Here is a 17,320-nt window from a genome sequence, read left to right as displayed (position 1 = left end):
GCGCCACCATGCGGAAATCGCCTGCGGGTGAAGTCACTGTCATGGCGAAGAAGATGCATCTCGGGTGGTTCATGAATTACGCTCCGCCGCAATGGCTGAACCCGTTCGACCGGGTCAATTCGTCATGGGCGAATGCCGACTTCCACATCGAGATGGCCCAGATGCTGGAGGGCGCCTGCTTCGACTACCTGATGATCGAGGACACGTTGATGGTGTCCGACGCGTTCGGCAACTCCAGCGAGGCGGCACTGAAACATGCGCTGCAGGTGCCCAAGCTGGATGCGACCGTGCTTGCCGGGGCCGTCGTCAAGGCGACGAGGAAGCTCGGTGTGATCGCCACGGCCTCGATCCTGTCGTATCCCCCGTTCACCCTCGCCCGCCTGATCGCCAGCCTCGACCACCTCTCCGACGGCCGGTTCGGATGGAACATCGTCACCTCCGGCGAGGAGCAGGCCGCCCACAACGTCGGGCTCGACACGCTGCCCCCGCGACAGGTGCGCTACGACATGGCCGACGAATTCGTCGAAGTCGTCACCAAGCTACTGGCGTCCTGGGACGAGGGCGCGGTGGTCATGGACCGGGAGTCCGGGACGTATGTCGACCATACGAAGGTCCACGAGGTCAACTTCGTCGGCAAGTTCTACAAATCACGCGGACCGCTCAATGTTCCGCGAACGCCGCAGGGGCGCCCGGTCTACCTGCAGGCCGGAGGTTCTCCGCGGGGACGCCAGTTCGCGGCCGAGACGGCGGATTCGATCGTGGCGATCGCCGAAGGCATCGACGGCATGATCGACTACCGCGAAGACATCCGCGGCCGCGCGCAGGCAGCCGGCCGCAATCCCGACGACATCAAGGTGATGTTCCTGGTGACGCCGGTGCTGGGCGACAGCGCGGAGGACGCGGAGGCCAAGCGGTACAAGATGGTCAACACCGACGCGTTCATCACCAGCCAGCTCGGCATGATCTCGACCGTGACCGATATCGACTTCTCGACGTTCCCGCTCGACGAGGAACTGCCCCCACTGACCACCAACGGTGAGCAGGGCTCGCTGAACAAGTTCATGCAGGCCGGCAGCGGCAAGACACTGCGTGAACTCGCCACCACCGCAACAGGGTTCGCTAGTTGCCTGCCCCTGGTCGGGACACCCGCCGACGTCGCTGCCAAGATGGCCGACGCGATGGATGCGGTCGGCGGGGATGGCTTCCTGCTGACCACCCCGCTACAGCACCTGAGCCGGCGCTACGTCACCGATATCACCGAGGGGCTGGTGCCCGCGCTGCGTGATCTCGGCGTCGTGCGGGAATCGTACGAATACGACACCCTGCGCGAGAATCTGCTGGCGTTCTAATCGTCGAGCTCCCCCGCGATCCCCCGCTCCAACGCCGCCCGAGTCCGGTCGGGCAACACCAAGAGTCCGTCGAGTTCGCCGCAGGCCAGGTCGTAAGCCCGTTCCCGCTCCTGCTGGGTGGCACCACCGTCGGCGGCCACCCGCAGCAGGCTCTGGGCGCGGGTCATTCGCTGCTGCTCTTGCCGGGAGAAGTCGCTACGCCCGCGCCGCCGGGCCTCGTTCTCCGCGGCGTCGAACGCGGTCACGTAGGACTCGACGGCGTCGAGATACTGCCGCGCCGCCTCGGGGTCTCCGAGCAGATCCTCGGCTTTTCCCGGCCGCAGCAGATCAGCCCGCAGCTTGGCCCGGTGGAAGTCCACGGTGAGCGGATCACGCATGTCGGTCATTGCCGGGAAGTCGAGCAGCTTGGCGACGTCGAGCTCGTAGTCCAGCCATCGGGTATCGGTGCGGTTGTGTTCGTCGATCACCCGGGTGATGGTGCGCCACTGCGCCGCTTGACTTTTCGGCTCGTCCCGGATGGCAACAGGCTCTTGTCCGGCGTCGTTCTGCCGTTTGGTGAGCGCGGAGATTCCCCGGAAGGCCGCATAGAGCGCCCCGATGACCGGCACGATGACGATCAGTAGCTCCAGTAGCCGGAAAATCATCCCCACCTGGCCAGGATGCCACCTGGCCGGCCGGGTCCGTCGCTAGCCACGGCAAGCAGCGCCAGGTCGATGTCAAGACCCTGCGGGCTTACCGTGAATACATGCCCGAACCGTCGCTACGCCGGGCGACCGCAGCCGATGCGGCCGCCGTCGCCGAACTCGTCGAGCGGTCCTACGAGAAGTACGTCGAGCGCATCGGGCGCAGGCCGGCCCCGATGGACGCCGACCACGCTTCCCTCATCGAGACCGCCAACGTGTGGGTGCTGACGTCGGCCGACCAGCTGGTCGCCACCATGGTCACCTGCGTGCTGGACGACCACCTTCTACTGGAGTCCATCGCCGTCGCGCCGCACGCTCAGGGCCGCGGATACGGCGCGCTGTTGCTTCGACGCGCCGACGACGATGCCCGCGACGCGGGGCGCAGCGAGGTTCGCCTCTACACCAACGCCGCGATGACCGAGAACATCGCCATGTATCCCCGTTACGGCTACGTCGAGACGCACCGCGCCGGGCAGGACGGCTTTCGCCGGGTGTTCTTCAGCAAGCGCTTGCAGGACTACGACGTCCACTTCGACAAGTAACACTGCGGGCTGTACGGCGCGTCCTGGGCGACGGCCACCTGGCCGTCGATGGAGACCTCGCAGTGTGCGTTCGGGGCCGCCTGCCCACCGTGCGTGGTACTCCCGACCTGCAGGAATGCCCACTGCGGGTCTTCGAGGGTGGTCTGGAAGACCCACGGTGCATCCGGCGACACGGAGATGGTCTCGCGCTTCATGAACGCGTCGGAGTTCGCGTTGAACGCGTCCTTGCTCGGCGGCTGCGCGATCAGATAGCTGATGGTGAAGTCGTACGTGCCACCGGTGGCAAGCGTGTACGTCACCTGATGTCCGGGCGCCGGCTCGGCGCTCGACACCGCGTGAGTGGCCGCAACACCGGCGGTCGCCAACACGAGCGCCGCCCCTACCCTTGCTGTCACTTTTCGCATATCCGCCATATCGGCCACGCTACCGACCGTGTTACCGCTGTCGACACGTATAAGAAGCCAGCGAATGACTAGCAGGTTAACGAGTTCGTCACACACAGATATGTCACAGAAACTTATGCGCTCTAACGTCCGGGTCGACACCAACCGTGGGTTCGGGGGCCATCAGGTCTGTCGCGGCCCAATGCTTGTCCTTCCCAACATGAAAGGGCCTCTATGCAACTCCGGCGTTCCGCTCTGAATCGATCGGCCTTGGCCGCGACGAGTGTGATGGTGACCGCAGGACTGGTGCTGTCCGGCTGCGGCAGTAAAGCCAGTGAGACCGACTCAGCAAAGTCCGATTCGTGCGTCGACACGTCCGGGCCCACGATCAAGGTGGGTTCGCTGAACTCGCTGTCGGGCACCATGGCCATTTCCGAGGTCACCGTGCGCGACGCCATCAAACTTGCCGTCGACGAGATCAACGGCAAGGGCGGTGTGCTGGGCAAGCAGATCCAGGTCGTCGGCGAGGACGGGGCCTCTGACCCCGCGGTGTTCGCCCAGAAGGCCGAGAAGCTGATCAAGGACGACTGCGTCGCCGCCGTGTTCGGCGGCTGGACCAGCTCGAGTCGCAAGGCGATGCTGCCGGTCTTCGAGAGCAACAACTCCCTGCTGTACTACCCGGTGCAGTACGAGGGCCTGGAGTCGTCGAAGAACATCTTCTACACCGGCGCCACCACCAACCAGCAGATCGTGCCGGCCCTGGACTTCCTCAAAGAGAAGGGCATCACATCGCTGTACCTGGTCGGCAGCGACTACGTATTCCCGCAGACGGCAAACCGCATCATCAAGGCTTACGCGGCCGCCAACGGCATCGAGATCAAGGGCGAGGATTACACCCCGCTGGGCTCCACGGACTTCTCCACCATCGTCAACAAGGTCCGCGCCTCCAACGCCGGGGCGGTGTTCAACACCCTCAACGGTGACTCCAACGTCGCGTTCTTCAAGGAGTACACCAACGCCGGGCTCACCCCGCAGAAGATGCCGGTGGTCTCGGTGTCCATCGCCGAGGAAGAGGTGCAGGGCATCGGCGCGCAGAACATCGCCGGCCAGCTGACCGCCTGGAACTACTACCAGACCCTCGACAATCCGGTGAACAAGGCGTTCGTGGCCGCCTACAAGGCCAAGTACGGCGAGAACAAGCCCACCTCGGACCCGATGGAAGCCGCCTACGTCTCGGTCTACCTCTGGAAGAACACCGTCGAGAAGGGGAAGTCCTTCGACGTCAAGGCGATTCAGGACAACGCCGGCGGCGTCACGTTCGACGCTCCCGAGGGCCTGGTCACCATCGACGGCGAGAACCACCACATCACCAAGACCGCGCGGATCGGCGAGATCCATCCCGACGGGTTGATCTACACCATCTGGGAGTCCCCCGGCCCGATCACCCCCGATCCCTACCTGAAGTCCTACCCCTGGGCCAAGGGCCTTTCGGGTTAGCCCGGGGCAAGCGAGACGACGGGAAACTAAACGGTGGATGTCCTTGTCGGACAGCTGGCAACAGGATTGAGCCTCGGCTCAATCCTGTTGCTGGCGGCATTGGGGCTGGCGCTGACGTTCGGCCAGATGGGCGTCATCAACATGGCGCACGGCGAATTCATCATGGTCGGTTGCTACACCGCGTTCGTGGTGCAGAAACTGATCTCGAATGCCGGTGCATCGCTTCTGGTTTCGCTGGTCGTGGGATTCGTTGTCGGCGGCCTGCTCGGAGTTCTGCTGGAAGTCACGCTGATCCAGCGGATGTACGACCGGCCCCTGGACACGCTGCTGGTGACGTTCGGCGTCGGGCTGATCCTGCAGCAGGCCGCCCGCAGCATCTTCGGCGCACCCGCGGTCAACGTGACCGCGCCGTCGTGGCTGTCCGGCGGGGTGGAGATCCTCGGGGCCGTGGTGCCCAAGACCCGCATCTTCATCCTGGTGCTGGCGGTGGTCTGCGTCGTCGTGCTGGCATCGGTGCTCAAGCTCAGCCCGATGGGACGGCGGATCAGGGCCGTCGTGCAGAACCGGGACCTGGCTGAGACGAGCGGTATTTCGAGTCGCCGCACGGACATCACCACATTCCTCATCGGCTCCGGGCTGGCCAGCGTCGCCGGCGTCGCACTGACGCTGATCGGGTCCACCAGTTCGACGATCGGACAGAGCTATCTGATCGACGCGTTCCTGGTGGTCGTGGTCGGCGGACTGGGCCAGATCAAGGGCACCGTGATCGCCGCGTTCGCGCTCGGATTGATGAACTCGTTCATCGAGTACAGCACCACCGCATCGCTGGCGAAGGTGATCGTGTTCGTGATCATCGTGATCTTCCTGCAGGTCCGACCGCAGGGGTTGTTCACGGTGCGGACAAGGAGTTTGGTATGAGGAGCCTCGTCGGTCGCTGGCAGACGTGGGCCGGCTTCGCGGTCGCCGCCATCGTGCTGTTCGGCGTTGCGCCCGCGGTGCTGTCCAGCTTCCGGCTCGGCCTTCTCGGCCAATACCTGTGCTACGCAATCGTCGCGGCGGGAATCGGTCTGGCCTGGGGCCGCGGCGGCATGCTCACCCTGGGCCAGGGCGTGTTCTTCGGCCTGGGCGCCTACATGATGGGTATGCACCTCAAGATCGCCGACGCCGAAGTCCGCAAGCAGGCGGTACCGGATTTCATGCAGATCGCGGGAATTCCTGCGCTGCCGTCGTATTGGGAGCCGTTCTCGTCGGCAGCGTTCACGCTCGCGGCAATCGTGGTCGTCCCGACCGCCATCGCGGCGCTGCTCGGACTCGGCGTGTTCAAACGGCGCGTCAAGGGCGCCTACTTCGCAATCCTGTCCCAAGCGCTGGCCGCCGCGCTGGCCATCCTGCTCGTCGGGCAGGCGACGCTGGGTGGGAGCAACGGGCTCAACGGGTTTCGGACGTTCTTCGGGTTCAGGCTGTCCGACCCGGTGAACCGGCAGATGCTGTACTTCATCGCCGCGGGGACGCTGCTGGTGGTGGTAGCGGTCGTGCGTCAGTTGATGCAGAGCCGCTACGGTGAGCTATTGGTCGCCGTGCGCGACGGCGAAGAGCGGGTGCGGTTCCTCGGCTACGACCCGGCCAACATCAAGGTCGTCGCCTACACCGCCGCCGCGTTGTTCGCGAGCATCGCGGGCGCGCTGTTCGCACCCATCATCGGGTTCATCACCCCGGCTCAGGTCGGCGTCGTGCCATCCATCGCCTTCCTGATCGGTGTGGCGATCGGCGGGCGGACCACACTGCTCGGGCCCATCCTGGGCGCCATCGGTGTCGCATGGGCGCAAACGGCGTTCTCCGAACGGTTTCCGTCGGGCTGGACCTACGCCCAGGGCCTGTTGTTCATCGTCGTCGTCGGCTTCTTCCCCGCCGGGCTGGCCGGTCTCGGGGTGCTGGTCCGCCGGCGCCGCAAGAAGGCCACCGACGGCGAGCCGAGCGGCGAGCCCGACCCGCGACCCGAATCCGAACCGGTGGGAGCTACGCGATGACCGAACTCGCCGAACCGGTAGCCGGCGGCAATGTCGGCATGGGCACGCAATACCTCGAAGTTCGCGGTCTGACTGTCGACTTCGACGGGTTCAAGGCGGTCAACGAGGTCGACCTGACGCTGTTCCAGGGCGACCTGCGGTTCCTGATCGGCCCCAACGGAGCCGGCAAGACCACTGTCATCGACGCGATCACCGGCCTGGTGCCGGCAACCGGATCCATCGACAAGTCCGGTGTGGACCTGCTGGGCAAGAAGGTCCACCAGATCGCCCGCCTGGGCGTTGGCCGAACCTTCCAGACGGCAAGCGTTTTCGAGCAGCTGACCGTTCTGCAGAATCTCGATATTGCCGCCGGCGCGGGCCGCTCCTGGCTGACGCTGCTGCGCCGGCGCAAAGCGGTGCTTCCGGCCATCGAGGAGGCGCTCGAAACGATCGGGCTGACCGAGCTGGCGGATCGTCCAGCCGGCGTGCTGGCTCACGGTCAGAAGCAGTGGCTGGAGATCGGCATGCTGCTGGTGCAGAACGCCGACGTGCTGCTGCTCGACGAGCCCGTCGCCGGGATGAGCGGCGAGGAACGCGAGGAGACCGGAAACCTGTTGCGCCGCATCGGGTCGTCGCGCACGGTCGTCGTCGTCGAACACGACATGGATTTCATGCGGGCGTTCGCCACCTCGGTGACGGTGCTGGCCCGCGGCCAGGTGATCGCCGAAGGGTCGGTCGCCGAGGTACAGGCCAACCCCAAGGTGCAGGAGGTCTACCTGGGCACGGCAGCGGCCGGCACAGCTGACTTGGAGGCGGACGAATAGTGTTGGAGCTCATCGACGTTCGTACCGGTTACGGGCGGTCTCAGGTCATCCACGGCGTCAGCATCGAAGTGCCCTCCGACGGCGTTGCCGCGGTGATGGGGCACAACGGCGCAGGCAAGACGACACTGCTGCGCGCGGCGGTCGGTCTGTTGAAATGCAGTGCGGGCAAAGTGCTGCTGGGCGGTGACGACGTGACGAAACTGCGGCCCAGCGCCCGGGTCAAGCGCGGGCTGGCGTATGTGCCGCAGGGCCAGCAGTCGTTCGGCCAGCTGACCACCGCCGAGAACCTTCAGGTCGTGGCCGACGGGCGCAAGAACGGCAAGCAGCTGATCGACGAGCAACTCGATCTGTTCCCCGCGCTCAAGGAATTGCTCACCCGCCGCGCCGGTCTGCTCTCCGGCGGTCAGCGGCAGCAGCTGGCCATCGCGCGGGCGCTGATCACCAGCCCGAAGATCCTGATCCTCGACGAACCCACCGAAGGCATTCAGCCGTCGGTGGTCGCCGAGATCGAGGCGGCGATCACCGCGCTGACCCGCCGCGGCGACCTCGGCGTACTCCTCGTCGAACAGCACATCGGCTTCGCGCTGGAATCGGCTCAGCAGTACTACATCCTGGAAGCCGGCCGGGTCACCTCCAGCGGCACCGGTGGATCCGCCTCGGAGGCCGACGTGCGGGCGGCGATGGCCATCTAGTGGCTTCTAGACTCACCGCATGCCCCGCATCGTGCGTGAGGTCGGCGGTCTGGTGATCGCCGAGGACGGCCCGCTGGTGCTCGTCGTCGATCGGGGCAACGGCCCGCCCGCGGTGCTGGCGTTCGTCAGCGGCGTTGTCGCGCTGGTCGTCGGCGGATTCGGCGTGGTCAGCCTTGCCGCGATCGGGCCGGTGTGGCTGGGCACCGCATTCATCGCGGTCGGGGTGGCCGCCGCGGCGATCGCCGCCGTGGCGGTGCGGCACATCCGGCGCACGCGGTCACTCCCCGTGAGCCACTACCGTCCGGTGGCGGTGTTCGACCGCGCCACACGGGTCTTCCGCGATGCCGACGGCACTGTGGTGGCTCCGCTGGATACCGTCACCTTCGGTCGCCGGATGCAGATCGGCTCGAGCTCACCCAAGCTGGTGGCGCAGACGCCGGCGGGCTCCTACGTGCTATTGCGGGGCAATCCGTTCACCGGCGGGCTGGGTGATCTCGACGCCGTGCTGACCGACGTGGTCCACGGCTAAGCTGGACCGCGTGAGCTGTGTCACGGCGGTGAACGAACGTCCCCCACGGCGCGTCCCCATCTAAGTGACGAACCGTCCGCGGCGTGAAGCCGTCAACCGCCGGTCGATTCTGGTCGGGCTGGGCGCGGTCGGCGCCTTCCTCGCCATCGATCTGGGTGCGGTTGCCTACGCCAACAAATGGATCGGATCCGAAAGCTCCCGCAAGACGTTCCTGGACGGATTCCGGGTGGTCAACGGACCTCAGCTCGGGTTCCGCAAGAACCACGCCAAGGGCCTCGCCGTCACCGGCCATTTCGAGAGCAACGGCAACGCCGCGAACCTCAGCCGTGCCACCGTCTTCCGGCCGGGGCAGGTTCCCGTCGCCGGCCGGTTCTCGCTGGCCGGCGGTGACGCCCACGTGGCCGACACCGTCAACACGGCCAGAGGCCTCGGGCTGGCGTTCGGATTCCCCGGCCGCGAACAGTGGCGAACGGCGATGCTGAATCTGCCGGTGTTCCCGGACAATTCACCGCGCGGGTTCTACGACCGGCTGCTCGCCTCGAAGATCGTGCCGGGCACCGGTAAGCCCGACCCCGCCGCGACAGCGGCGTTCCTGGCCGCCCATCCGGAGACCGCAGCCGCGATGGCCATCATCAAAAAACACCCGCCGGCCTCGGGGTTCGGTGACAGCACCTTCCGCAGCCTCAACACGTTCTACTTCGTGAACGACGCCGGTGCGCGCACCCCGGTGCGCTGGTCGCTGGTGGCGCTACAGAACAGCGCGCCCGCCCCGAAGTCCGGCGATGCCAACGGGCTGTTCGACGCGCTGATCGGCCAACTGCGCGGCGGGCCGCTGCGCTGGCGCCTGCTGATCACCGTCGCCGAGCCCGGCGATCCGCTGACCGACGCCACTCTCCCCTGGCCCGAGGACCGGCACAGCATCGATGCCGGGCTGCTCACGCTGACCGCGGCAGCGACCGAAGCGCCCGGAAATGCCCGCGATATCAACTTCGATCCCCTGACGCTGCCCGACGGCATCGAACCGTCCGACGACCCGTTGTTGTCCGCGCGATCCGACATCTATGCGGCGTCGTATCGGCAGCGCACCGGTGAACCGAAATCGCCGTCGCCCGTGCAGGTGTCGGAGGTCGGTCCGTGACGATGGTCGAGCGCTACCCCATCCGCACCCGAATACTGCACTGGCTCACCGCAGCCCTGGTCTTCAGCGCGCTGTTCGTCGGGTTCGTGATGGTCAATTCGCTGGGCAGCTACGGCGCCTTGGTCGGCGTCCACATGACGCTGGGGGTGCTGATCCTCCTGATCGTCGTGGTACGCGCGGCCAACCGCTTCACCCACCGAACACCGCGGTTGCCGGACACCGTGGGCTCGGTCGAACACGCGTTGGTCGTCGGTTCCGAGATTGGGCTCTACGCCCTGATGTTGGCCCAGCCGCTGATCGGGTGGGCGATGGTGTCGGCGGCCGGTCGCCCTGTCGTGGTGTTCGGCTCGTTTGCGCTACCGCGGATCGCGCCCTTCGACGCCGATGTGTACTTCGTGCTGCGCCAAACACACTCGGTGCTCGCCTATCTGCTCGTCGCGGCGATCGCCGCGCACGTGTCGGCGGTACTGCTGCACACCCTCACGCTGCGCGACCGGATGCTGAGCCGCATGACTTTCGGCACGCGCCGGGGCTGAGCCAGGCATCATGGCTGTCATGCGTACTGCGCATGTGGTCATCGCAGCCCTCCTGGGCGCCGGAATGCTCCTCGCGAGTCCCGTTTCGACCGCGGGTGCGTGCGCCTGCGGCGGCATCGTGAGCCCCGACCTGGACGCCAGGGTGACCGGCGAACAGAGCCTGATCGCCGTCGACGGCACCACCGAGACCATCGTCATGCGCCTGGACCTGCACTCGGTGGCCGACAATGCCGCGCTGATCGTGCCCACCCCGACACCGGCCACCGCCACCTCGGCCAACCCCCGCCTGTTCGCCGAACTCGAGCGCCTCACCGCGCCCCGGATCGAGCCCCGCCGCACCGGCGGAAGCGGGCTCGAGGAGGCCGGCGCCATCCCCGCCGGTGGCCCGACCGTCGTCGCACAGGTGCAACTCGGACCCATCGAGGCGACCACCTTGACCGGCGGTGACCTGACCGGTGTGCGCCAGTGGCTGGGCTCCCACGGCTACACGATGCGCCCGGAAGTCACCGCACAGCTCGATCCCTATCTGAAGCAGGGTTGGTCCTTCGTGGCGATGCGGTTGACCGGCGAGCGGCCGCTCAGCGGTCAACTCGACCCGGTCCGGCTGGATTTCACCTCCGACGAACTGGTGTATCCGATGCGGATGTCGGCCGCGGCCCAGGACACTCAGCGCGTCGTGGTCTACACCCTGGCCCAGCACCGGATGCAGCGCACCGATGCCGACGTCTCGCGCCAGGACATCGCCGTCGACTACGCCGGCTCGATCCAGGGCCGCACCAGCGACGAGACGCTGACCGAGCTGGCCACCAAAAATCCATACCTGACCAGGATATCGACGACCATCACTGAACCATCTTTGATCACAACGGATTTCGCGTTCGGCCCGACACCCACCGACGAGCCGTATCAACGGGTGATCCGCCATGGAGACAACGACGACGGCGGCAATCTTCTGGTGACACTGAGCGTCGCGGTGATCGTGATCATCGTGGCGACGGCGATCGGGCTGATCTGGGTGTTCGCCCGCAGGCGATGGACTCGCCGAACCTAGCTCTGCAATCCCAAGATCCGTCGGCCGGCCTCGATCAGCTGAGAACGCAGGGTATCGTCGTCGAGGTCAGGCGATGCCGTTGCCGCGCCGCCGGCAAGCCCGGTCAGGGCCACCGCCGCGTTGATGGCGCCCGCCGGGGAGTGCGGGTCGGTCAACAACGCCAGCTGCCTGTCGATGACAGCTGACCATTCGGGCTGGTTGCGCAGGACATCGCGAACGCTGGGGTCGAATGTGGTGACCGCGGCCAGCGTGCGATGTGCGGCCACGACCCCGGCGTAGCCGGCCAGCATCGTTTCGGTGCGGGCCCGGGCGCCGCGCTTGTGTTCGGCGGCGTCGACCACCTCGGCGATCTCGGAGAATATGGGCTTCATCAACGCGAGCAGTAGCTGCTCCCGAGTGCGGAAGTGGTAGTAGATCGCCGCCTTGGTCAGGCCCAGCTCGTCGGCGATCAGCTGCAACGACGTGCCGGCGAAACTGTACCGGCTGAACAGGTCGATCGCGGTGTCCAGCATCCGCCGCCGGGTGGTCGGGGTCCAGCCGGTGTCTTCGGTCATGGGCGTTGCCGCGTTCACCCGACCACTGTACTTGCCGATCGGAAAGGTATACGCAAAACGGTGCTATTCACAAGTCTATGTATTACTTTACGATCAGCTAGTAAATCTGTTTCATTGTGGGACAGCTGGATTCAACGGAGGTGCACTCCTGAACATCGATACCCACGCGATCGGGGAAATGCTCGATCGCGAGTCGATCCGGCAGTGTCTCGCCCGGTTGGCCCGTGGCGAGGACCGCCGTGACGCGACGCTGATCGCCGGCACGTTCTGGCCTACCGCGATCGTGGACTACGGGATTTTCGCCGGATCCGTCGACGACTACCTGGCGTGGGTCGTCCCGGGTTCCCCGGATGTCGCTGTCACCCAACATGTGCTGGGTCAAAGCGTGATCCGGCTGCATTCCGATACCGCCCTGGCCGAAACCCACGTTCTCGCCTACCACCGGGTTTCCGATCGGGACACCATGATCGGCGGGCGCTACCTGGACTGGCTGGACAAGGTCGACGGCAACTGGCGTATCGCGCGGCGCACCATGCTCTACGACTGGTATCGGGACATGGGCGAGGCCGTCGACTGGTCGGCCGGGCTCATGGGCACCCCGTTGGACGCCGATCGCTACACCGGGCGTGCCGTCGACGATCCGAGCCGATCTCTGCTCGGAGAGGAAGCACCGTGACCACCCTTGCCGGCGCGGTCGCCGTCGTCACCGGAGCCAGCCGTGGCCTCGGCAAGGGCATCGCGTTGGCGCTCGCCGACCACAGCGCCGTCGTCTACGTCACCGGCCGCACCGCCGCGACGGGCCAGCACGACCTTCCGGGCACCATCACCGAGACCGCGGCCGAGGTCACCCGGCGCGGCGGCACCGGGATCGCGGTCCACGTCGACCATTCCGACGACGCACAGGTAGCCGCATTGTTCAACCAGGTCCGCACCGAGCACGGGCGCCTCGACATCCTGGTCAACAACGCGTTCGCACTTCCCGAGAATTTGACTGACCCCGAACCTTTTTGGGAGAAGCCGCTGTCGGACTGGGCCATGGTCGACGTCGGAGTGCGCTCCAGTTTCGTCGCCGCCCGGCACGCCGCCCAGATCATGGTCGGCCAGGGCTCCGGCCTGATCGTAGCCACCTCGGGCTACACCGGCGCGAGCTACACCTACGGCGTCGTCTTCGGACTCTGCAAGACCGCGGTCGACCGGATGGCGCGCGACATGGCGGTCGAACTCGCACCCCATCGCGTCGCCTCGGTGTCCCTGTGGCAAGGACTGACGATGACCGAACACGCGCACCGCAACCTCGCCGCGCGCCCTGAGATGACCCGATCCCCCGTCACAAGGCCGAGCGCAGGCAGCTCCCCCGAGTTTCCCGGCCGCGTGATCGCGGCCCTGGCCACCGATCCCGACCTCATGGACCTGTCCGGCGGCACGTTCATCGCCGCCGAACTCGCCACACGCTATGGCATCACCGACATCGACGGCCGCAGCATCCCGTCGCTGCGGTCCGAACGCGGGTCGCCGATCTGGGGTCCCCTCGCACAGGAGTCTCATGACTGACATTGATCAGCGACTGCGCACCCTGCTGGACCGCCAGGACATCACCGACTGCCTGACCCGGTTCAGCCGCGGCATGGACCGCTTCGACCGGGACCTCTTTCTCTCGGCCTTTCACCCCGCCGCCGTCATCGCCGCCGGAGACTTCACCGGCGGGCCCGACGACCTGTACGAGTGGGCCCACGCCCTGCACGAGGACGGTCAAATAGCCACCCACCACTACCTGCTGAACCACAGTTGTGAGATCGACGGCGACGTCGCACACTGCGAAACCTATTACTTGTTCGCCGCGCGCAACCACGACGACACCAACTGGCTGGCCGGCGGCCGCTACCTCGATCGGCTCGATCGCCACGCAGGTGAGTGGCGAATCATACTGCGTAACAATGTCATCGAATGGTCGGGCATGCTTCCTACCATGCCGATCCCGTTCGCCGACAGCGGCAGGAATCCTGTTGCCGCGCGCGACCGTACCGATCCGTCGTACCTACGCCTCTGAGAAGGATTGACCGCATGCATCGTAATCTGTTGAAGACCTTCATCATCGACGTGCCGTCGGCAACCAGAGACGACACCGTCACCTTCTGGGCGCAGGCACTCGGCGCCACCATCGTGCCCACCGGCGTCGACGAATACACCTATCTCCACGACGCGTCGCCGGACAACCGGATTGTTGTCCAAGACGTCGGATCCTCCCGCGCGGGAGTGCATTTCGACATCCACACCGACGATCTCGACGCCGAGATCGCCCGGCTCCTCGCCCTGGGCGCGACGATGGTCGACGATTCCTTCGCCGCACATCCCGGCCGGTGGGTGATCATGCGCGACCCGGCGGGAATCGACTTCTGTGTGGTCGATGCCGCCAACCCGCTGCGCGGTCAGGAAGCCTTCGACGACTTCCAACGCCGAGCGAGGACCGTCGGCAGTCCCTAGCCCGCGTCGAGGAGGTGCGTGTCATCCGACGGCGATGCCGCCAACACCCGTAGCCGCCCGAACAGATCGATCGCCGACTGGACGGCCTGATCGACGAAGGGGCCGAATTCGGCGCGGCCGGATCGATAACGGCGCTCGGCCGTCACCCCGACCAGACGTGGATCGGAGGATTCGAAGACCGCGGCGGTGACCTGCGGATCGGCGTTGTTCCACTGCTCGACGAGGTGGGCAACCCGCGCGCGCTGCTCGGCCGGGTAGTAGCGCTCGGCGGTGACGCTGATCCGCACCGTCGCGTTGTCGGGCCCGCACGGTTGCAGGTGCACGTGCAGGCGCCCGTGATAGGCGCTGACCAGGAAGAAGTACTCGTCGTCGTGGTGACCGCGGAAGTACCGCATCTGCCGGGTACGCAGGTAGCTCTCGATGAGCTGGATGCCGGTCGCGGTGTTCATGACTGTAAAACGGGCCGTGGGCGCGACACGGTTCCCGAAAACCCCAAGGGTGCGCCAAGAATCCGTTGAGAATTGGTTAAATGGTGGTGCGTTACCCACAATTTGAATTCATGTCCCGAAGAAGCCGGTTTATCGGCGCGTGATCGGCGTGCCGCAAATATTTCGGCTTTCCTGCGCGTCTGCTGAAAGCGTAGTAACTTCTGCCGCAGCAGTAACTCCAATGCACACAAGGGACAAAACAATGATCAAAGGTTTGTTGACGGCGGCTGCTGCCGCCGGGGCCATCGCGCTCGCGGGCGCGCCCGCTGCCTGGGCGATCACCAACGCCGAGGCCGATTACATCAACGATCTGACCAGCGCGGGAATCGCCGGTGACCAGGCAGCTTTGATCGCCGACGGCCACACCATCTGCCAAGCCCTGGCGCAGGGCGCAGACCCGAACGAGCTGTCGCAGACGTATTACAAGAACTCCGGTCAGATCAGCCACGCCCAGGCGGACGCCGCGATCAATTTCGCGAAGACCGATCTGTGCCCGGCTGGCTGATCGCCAACTGAACCACCGATACGCGGCTGGCCTGATCTAGGCCAGCCGCGTTATCACTTCCGTGATAACCGCGTCGACCGGAACGTCGACCTGGGTGCCGGTGGTCAGATCCTTGACGCCCACGGTCCCGGCATCGATGTCCCGGTCGCCTGCGACCAGGGCGATGCGCGCGCCCGAGCGATCAGCCGCCTTCATCGCGCCCTTCATACCCCGGTCGCCATAGGCCAGATCGACCCGGACGCCGGCCGCCCGCAGGCCCGCCGCCAGCGTCGCGAGCAGCATTTTGGCCTGCTCGCCCAGCGGCACCCCGAAGACATCGCAGCGGGTCGGATCACCGGCCGTCTTGCCCTCGGCCCGCAGCGCCAGCATGGTGCGGTCGACACCCAGCCCGAAGCCGATACCCGACAGATCCTGGCCCCCGAGCTGACGCATCAACCCGTCGTAGCGGCCGCCACCGCCGATCCCGGATTGCGCACCGAGACCGTCGTGCACGAATTCGAACGTGGTTTTCGTGTAATAGTCCAGCCCGCGCACCATCCGCGGGTTGATGACATACGGCACCCGCAACGCGTCGAGATGCGCGAGCACGGTCTCGAAGTGCTGCTTGGCGACATCGGAGAGGTGATCGAGCATCACCGGCGCATCGGCGGTCAGCTCCCGCACATGCGGGCGCTTGTCGTCGAGCACGCGCAGCGGGTTCAACTGAACGCGTGTCTGGGTTTCTGCATCCAGGTCCAGCCGCGACAGGAAGCTCTGCAGCAGCTCCCGGTACTGCGGACGGCAGGTGTCATCGCCCAGCGAGGTGATCTCGAGCCGGAAGCCGTCCAGCCCCAGCGAGCGGAACCCCGCGTCGGCGATCGCGATCACCTCGGCGTCCAGCGCGGGGTCGTCGACGCCGATCGCCTCGACCCCGACCTGCTGCAGCTGCCGGTACCGCCCGGCCTGCGGGCGCTCATAACGGAAGAACGGGCCCGCGTAGCAGAGCTTGACCGGCAACGCGCCGCGGTCCAGACCGTGCTCGATGACCGCACGCATCACGCCGGCGGTGCCCTCGGGTCGCAGCGTCACCGACCGCTCACCGCGGTCGGCGAAGGTGTACATCTCCTTGGACACCACATCGGTGGACTCCCCGACGCCGCGGGCGAACAGCCCGGTGTCCTCGAAGATCGGCAGCTCGACGTCGCCGTAGCCGGCCAGCCGGGCCGTCCGCAGCAGACCGTCGCGGACCGCGACGAACTCTGCCGAGTCGGGCGGCAGATAGTCAGGGACACCCTTGGGTGCCTGGAATTCACTCACTGAGTCAGACCTTCGAGGAATGGGTTGGTTCGGCGTTCAAGACCAATCGTGGTGGATTCACCGTGCCCCGGTAGTACCAGGGTGTCGTCATCGAGCACCAGTAGCTTGTCGACGATCGAGCTGAGCAGGGCGTTACCGCTGCCGCCGGGCAGGTCGGTGCGGCCCACCGACTGCTTGAACAACGTGTCGCCGGTGAAGGCCAGCGGATCTTGCAGACCGGCCCGGGCCACCCGGAACACCACCGACCCCCGCGTGTGGCCCGGCGTGTGGTCGACGGTCACCGTGATGCCGCCGAGTTCAAGCTTGTCGCCGTCACGGTCGAGCTCGACGACCTGCTTGGGTTCGCGGAACAGCGCCCCGAACGCGATCTGGCCCAGCCGGGGCCCGAACCCGCGGATCGGATCGGCGAGCATGTAGCGGTCCTCGGGGTGGATGAACACCGGGCAGCCGAACGTGTCGCCGACCTTCTGCGCCGACCACATGTGGTCGATGTGTCCGTGGGTGAGCAGGACGGCGGCCGGGGTCAGCCGGTTCTCGTCGAGGATGCGGCGCAGATTGCCCATCGCCCGCTGACCCGGGTCGACGACGACGGCGTCGGCCCCGGCGCGAGGGGCCAACACGTAGCAGTTGCATGCCAACATGCCGGCCGGGAACCCGGTGAGCAGCATGTCGTCCAGTTTCCCATCCCTGCATTCGGGCCGATCCCGCAACCTCCGCGGTACGTGACGGCTTCGGACGAGAGCATGACCGAGGTAGACCGAAACGC

Annotated in this window: 21 protein-coding genes and 1 pseudogene; 16 read left to right on the top strand and 6 right to left on the bottom strand. The window is 66.3% G+C overall.

What is annotated here, in order from left to right:
* Window positions 1–41: 41 nt before the first annotated feature.
* The gene (locus HPC46_RS13895; RefSeq protein ID WP_179470709.1) at window positions 42–1,349 is read left to right on the top strand and encodes an NtaA/DmoA family FMN-dependent monooxygenase; all 1,308 of its coding nucleotides are present in this window, start codon (window positions 42–44) and stop codon (window positions 1,347–1,349) included.
* Here the strand turns inward: HPC46_RS13895 and HPC46_RS13890 are convergent.
* On the bottom strand, window positions 1,346–1,999 hold the full coding sequence (locus tag HPC46_RS13890; protein ID WP_179470707.1) for a hypothetical protein: 654 nt from the start codon (window positions 1,997–1,999) through the stop codon (window positions 1,346–1,348). The genes HPC46_RS13895 and HPC46_RS13890 overlap by 4 nt on opposite strands.
* Before the next feature lie 59 nt (window positions 2,000–2,058).
* On the opposite strand from HPC46_RS13890, the pseudogene HPC46_RS13885 reads away from it, so the two are divergent.
* Window positions 2,059–2,574, top strand: a pseudogene (locus tag HPC46_RS13885) (GNAT family N-acetyltransferase); the annotation flags it as partial.
* On the opposite strand, the gene HPC46_RS13880 reads toward HPC46_RS13885, so the two are convergent.
* On the bottom strand, window positions 2,550–2,987 hold the full coding sequence (locus HPC46_RS13880) for an Rv2576c family protein (RefSeq protein ID WP_179470705.1): 438 nt from the start codon (window positions 2,985–2,987) through the stop codon (window positions 2,550–2,552). The pseudogene HPC46_RS13885 and the gene HPC46_RS13880 overlap by 25 nt on opposite strands.
* Window positions 2,988–3,191: 204 nt before the next feature.
* Here HPC46_RS13880 and urtA point away from each other — a divergent pair, with 204 nt between their 5' ends.
* The 9 genes from urtA (at window position 3,192) to HPC46_RS13835 (ending at window position 11,230) form a co-directional block, all read left to right on the top strand.
* Window positions 3,192–4,454 carry an urea ABC transporter substrate-binding protein gene (gene urtA / locus HPC46_RS13875; protein WP_179470703.1) on the top strand — a complete coding sequence of 421 codons (1,263 nt, stop codon included), beginning with the start codon at window positions 3,192–3,194 and terminating at the stop codon, window positions 4,452–4,454.
* 33 nt (window positions 4,455–4,487) lie between these two features.
* A complete protein-coding gene (gene urtB / locus HPC46_RS13870; protein WP_179470701.1) occupies window positions 4,488–5,372 on the top strand; it encodes an urea ABC transporter permease subunit UrtB in 885 nt (294 codons plus the stop codon).
* The gene (urtC, locus tag HPC46_RS13865) at window positions 5,369–6,481 is read left to right on the top strand and encodes an urea ABC transporter permease subunit UrtC (protein ID WP_179470699.1); all 1,113 of its coding nucleotides are present in this window, start codon (window positions 5,369–5,371) and stop codon (window positions 6,479–6,481) included. The genes urtB and urtC overlap by 4 nt, the downstream gene beginning before the upstream one ends.
* A complete protein-coding gene (gene urtD, locus HPC46_RS13860; protein ID WP_005146062.1) occupies window positions 6,478–7,284 on the top strand; it encodes an urea ABC transporter ATP-binding protein UrtD in 807 nt (268 codons plus the stop codon). Before urtC ends, urtD begins: the two co-directional genes overlap by 4 nt.
* Window positions 7,284–7,976, top strand: coding sequence for an urea ABC transporter ATP-binding subunit UrtE (gene urtE, locus HPC46_RS13855; protein ID WP_179470697.1), 693 nt, complete (start codon window positions 7,284–7,286; stop codon window positions 7,974–7,976). The genes urtD and urtE overlap by 1 nt, the downstream gene beginning before the upstream one ends.
* A gap of 19 nt (window positions 7,977–7,995) precedes the next feature.
* Window positions 7,996–8,505 carry a hypothetical protein gene (locus tag HPC46_RS13850; protein ID WP_179470695.1) on the top strand — a complete coding sequence of 170 codons (510 nt, stop codon included), beginning with the start codon at window positions 7,996–7,998 and terminating at the stop codon, window positions 8,503–8,505.
* A 64-nt stretch (window positions 8,506–8,569) separates the two neighbouring features.
* Entirely contained in the window at window positions 8,570–9,643 is a 1,074-nt protein-coding gene (locus HPC46_RS13845; protein WP_325096661.1) for a catalase family peroxidase, read from the top strand.
* 2 nt (window positions 9,644–9,645) lie between these two features.
* Complete coding sequence (locus tag HPC46_RS13840) at window positions 9,646–10,179, top strand: cytochrome b (protein ID WP_179470910.1); 534 nt, start codon at window positions 9,646–9,648, stop codon at window positions 10,177–10,179.
* A 19-nt stretch (window positions 10,180–10,198) separates the two neighbouring features.
* Window positions 10,199–11,230, top strand: a complete 1,032-nt coding sequence (locus tag HPC46_RS13835) for a DUF2330 domain-containing protein (RefSeq protein ID WP_218894143.1) — start codon at window positions 10,199–10,201, stop codon at window positions 11,228–11,230.
* Here HPC46_RS13835 and HPC46_RS13830 read toward each other — a convergent pair.
* Complete coding sequence (locus tag HPC46_RS13830; protein ID WP_325096660.1) at window positions 11,227–11,802, bottom strand: TetR/AcrR family transcriptional regulator; 576 nt, start codon at window positions 11,800–11,802, stop codon at window positions 11,227–11,229. The genes HPC46_RS13835 and HPC46_RS13830 overlap by 4 nt on opposite strands.
* A gap of 160 nt (window positions 11,803–11,962) precedes the next feature.
* Here HPC46_RS13830 and HPC46_RS13825 point away from each other — a divergent pair, with 160 nt between their 5' ends.
* From HPC46_RS13825 to HPC46_RS13810, 4 genes are read left to right on the top strand one after another with little or no spacing between them, the layout of a single operon-like run.
* Window positions 11,963–12,460, top strand: a complete 498-nt coding sequence (locus HPC46_RS13825; protein WP_179470693.1) for a nuclear transport factor 2 family protein — start codon at window positions 11,963–11,965, stop codon at window positions 12,458–12,460.
* Complete coding sequence (locus HPC46_RS13820) at window positions 12,457–13,335, top strand: SDR family NAD(P)-dependent oxidoreductase (RefSeq protein ID WP_179470691.1); 879 nt, start codon at window positions 12,457–12,459, stop codon at window positions 13,333–13,335. The genes HPC46_RS13825 and HPC46_RS13820 overlap by 4 nt, the downstream gene beginning before the upstream one ends.
* Window positions 13,328–13,831: a nuclear transport factor 2 family protein gene (locus tag HPC46_RS13815; protein ID WP_179470690.1), complete on the top strand. Its 504-nt coding sequence runs from the start codon at window positions 13,328–13,330 to the stop codon at window positions 13,829–13,831. The genes HPC46_RS13820 and HPC46_RS13815 overlap by 8 nt, the downstream gene beginning before the upstream one ends.
* 14 nt (window positions 13,832–13,845) lie before the next feature.
* Entirely contained in the window at window positions 13,846–14,265 is a 420-nt protein-coding gene (locus HPC46_RS13810) for a VOC family protein (RefSeq protein WP_179470688.1), read from the top strand.
* On the opposite strand, the gene HPC46_RS13805 is transcribed toward HPC46_RS13810, so the two are convergent.
* Window positions 14,262–14,714 (bottom strand): hypothetical protein, encoded by a 453-nt coding sequence (locus tag HPC46_RS13805; RefSeq protein WP_179470687.1) that lies wholly within the window; start codon window positions 14,712–14,714, stop codon window positions 14,262–14,264. The genes HPC46_RS13810 and HPC46_RS13805 overlap by 4 nt on opposite strands.
* Window positions 14,715–14,955: 241 nt before the next feature.
* Here HPC46_RS13805 and HPC46_RS13800 point away from each other — a divergent pair, with 241 nt between their 5' ends.
* On the top strand, window positions 14,956–15,258 hold the full coding sequence (locus tag HPC46_RS13800) for a DUF732 domain-containing protein (RefSeq protein WP_179470685.1): 303 nt from the start codon (window positions 14,956–14,958) through the stop codon (window positions 15,256–15,258).
* Window positions 15,259–15,294: 36 nt separating this feature from the next.
* Here HPC46_RS13800 and hisS read toward each other — a convergent pair whose 3' ends face one another.
* Both hisS and HPC46_RS13790 read right to left on the bottom strand, forming a co-directional pair.
* Window positions 15,295–16,554: a histidine--tRNA ligase gene (hisS, locus tag HPC46_RS13795; RefSeq protein ID WP_179470684.1), complete on the bottom strand. Its 1,260-nt coding sequence runs from the start codon at window positions 16,552–16,554 to the stop codon at window positions 15,295–15,297.
* On the bottom strand, window positions 16,551–17,222 hold the full coding sequence (locus HPC46_RS13790; protein ID WP_179470682.1) for an MBL fold metallo-hydrolase: 672 nt from the start codon (window positions 17,220–17,222) through the stop codon (window positions 16,551–16,553). The genes hisS and HPC46_RS13790 overlap by 4 nt, the downstream gene beginning before the upstream one ends.
* Window positions 17,223–17,320: the final 98 nt, after the last annotated feature.

This window comes from Mycolicibacterium vinylchloridicum (assembly GCF_013404075.1).
Taxonomy (GTDB): Bacteria; Actinomycetota; Actinomycetes; order Mycobacteriales; family Mycobacteriaceae; genus Mycobacterium; species Mycobacterium vinylchloridicum.
The sequence above is the reverse complement of the archived record's forward strand: the minus strand, read 5'-3'. Positions and strand labels throughout refer to the sequence as shown.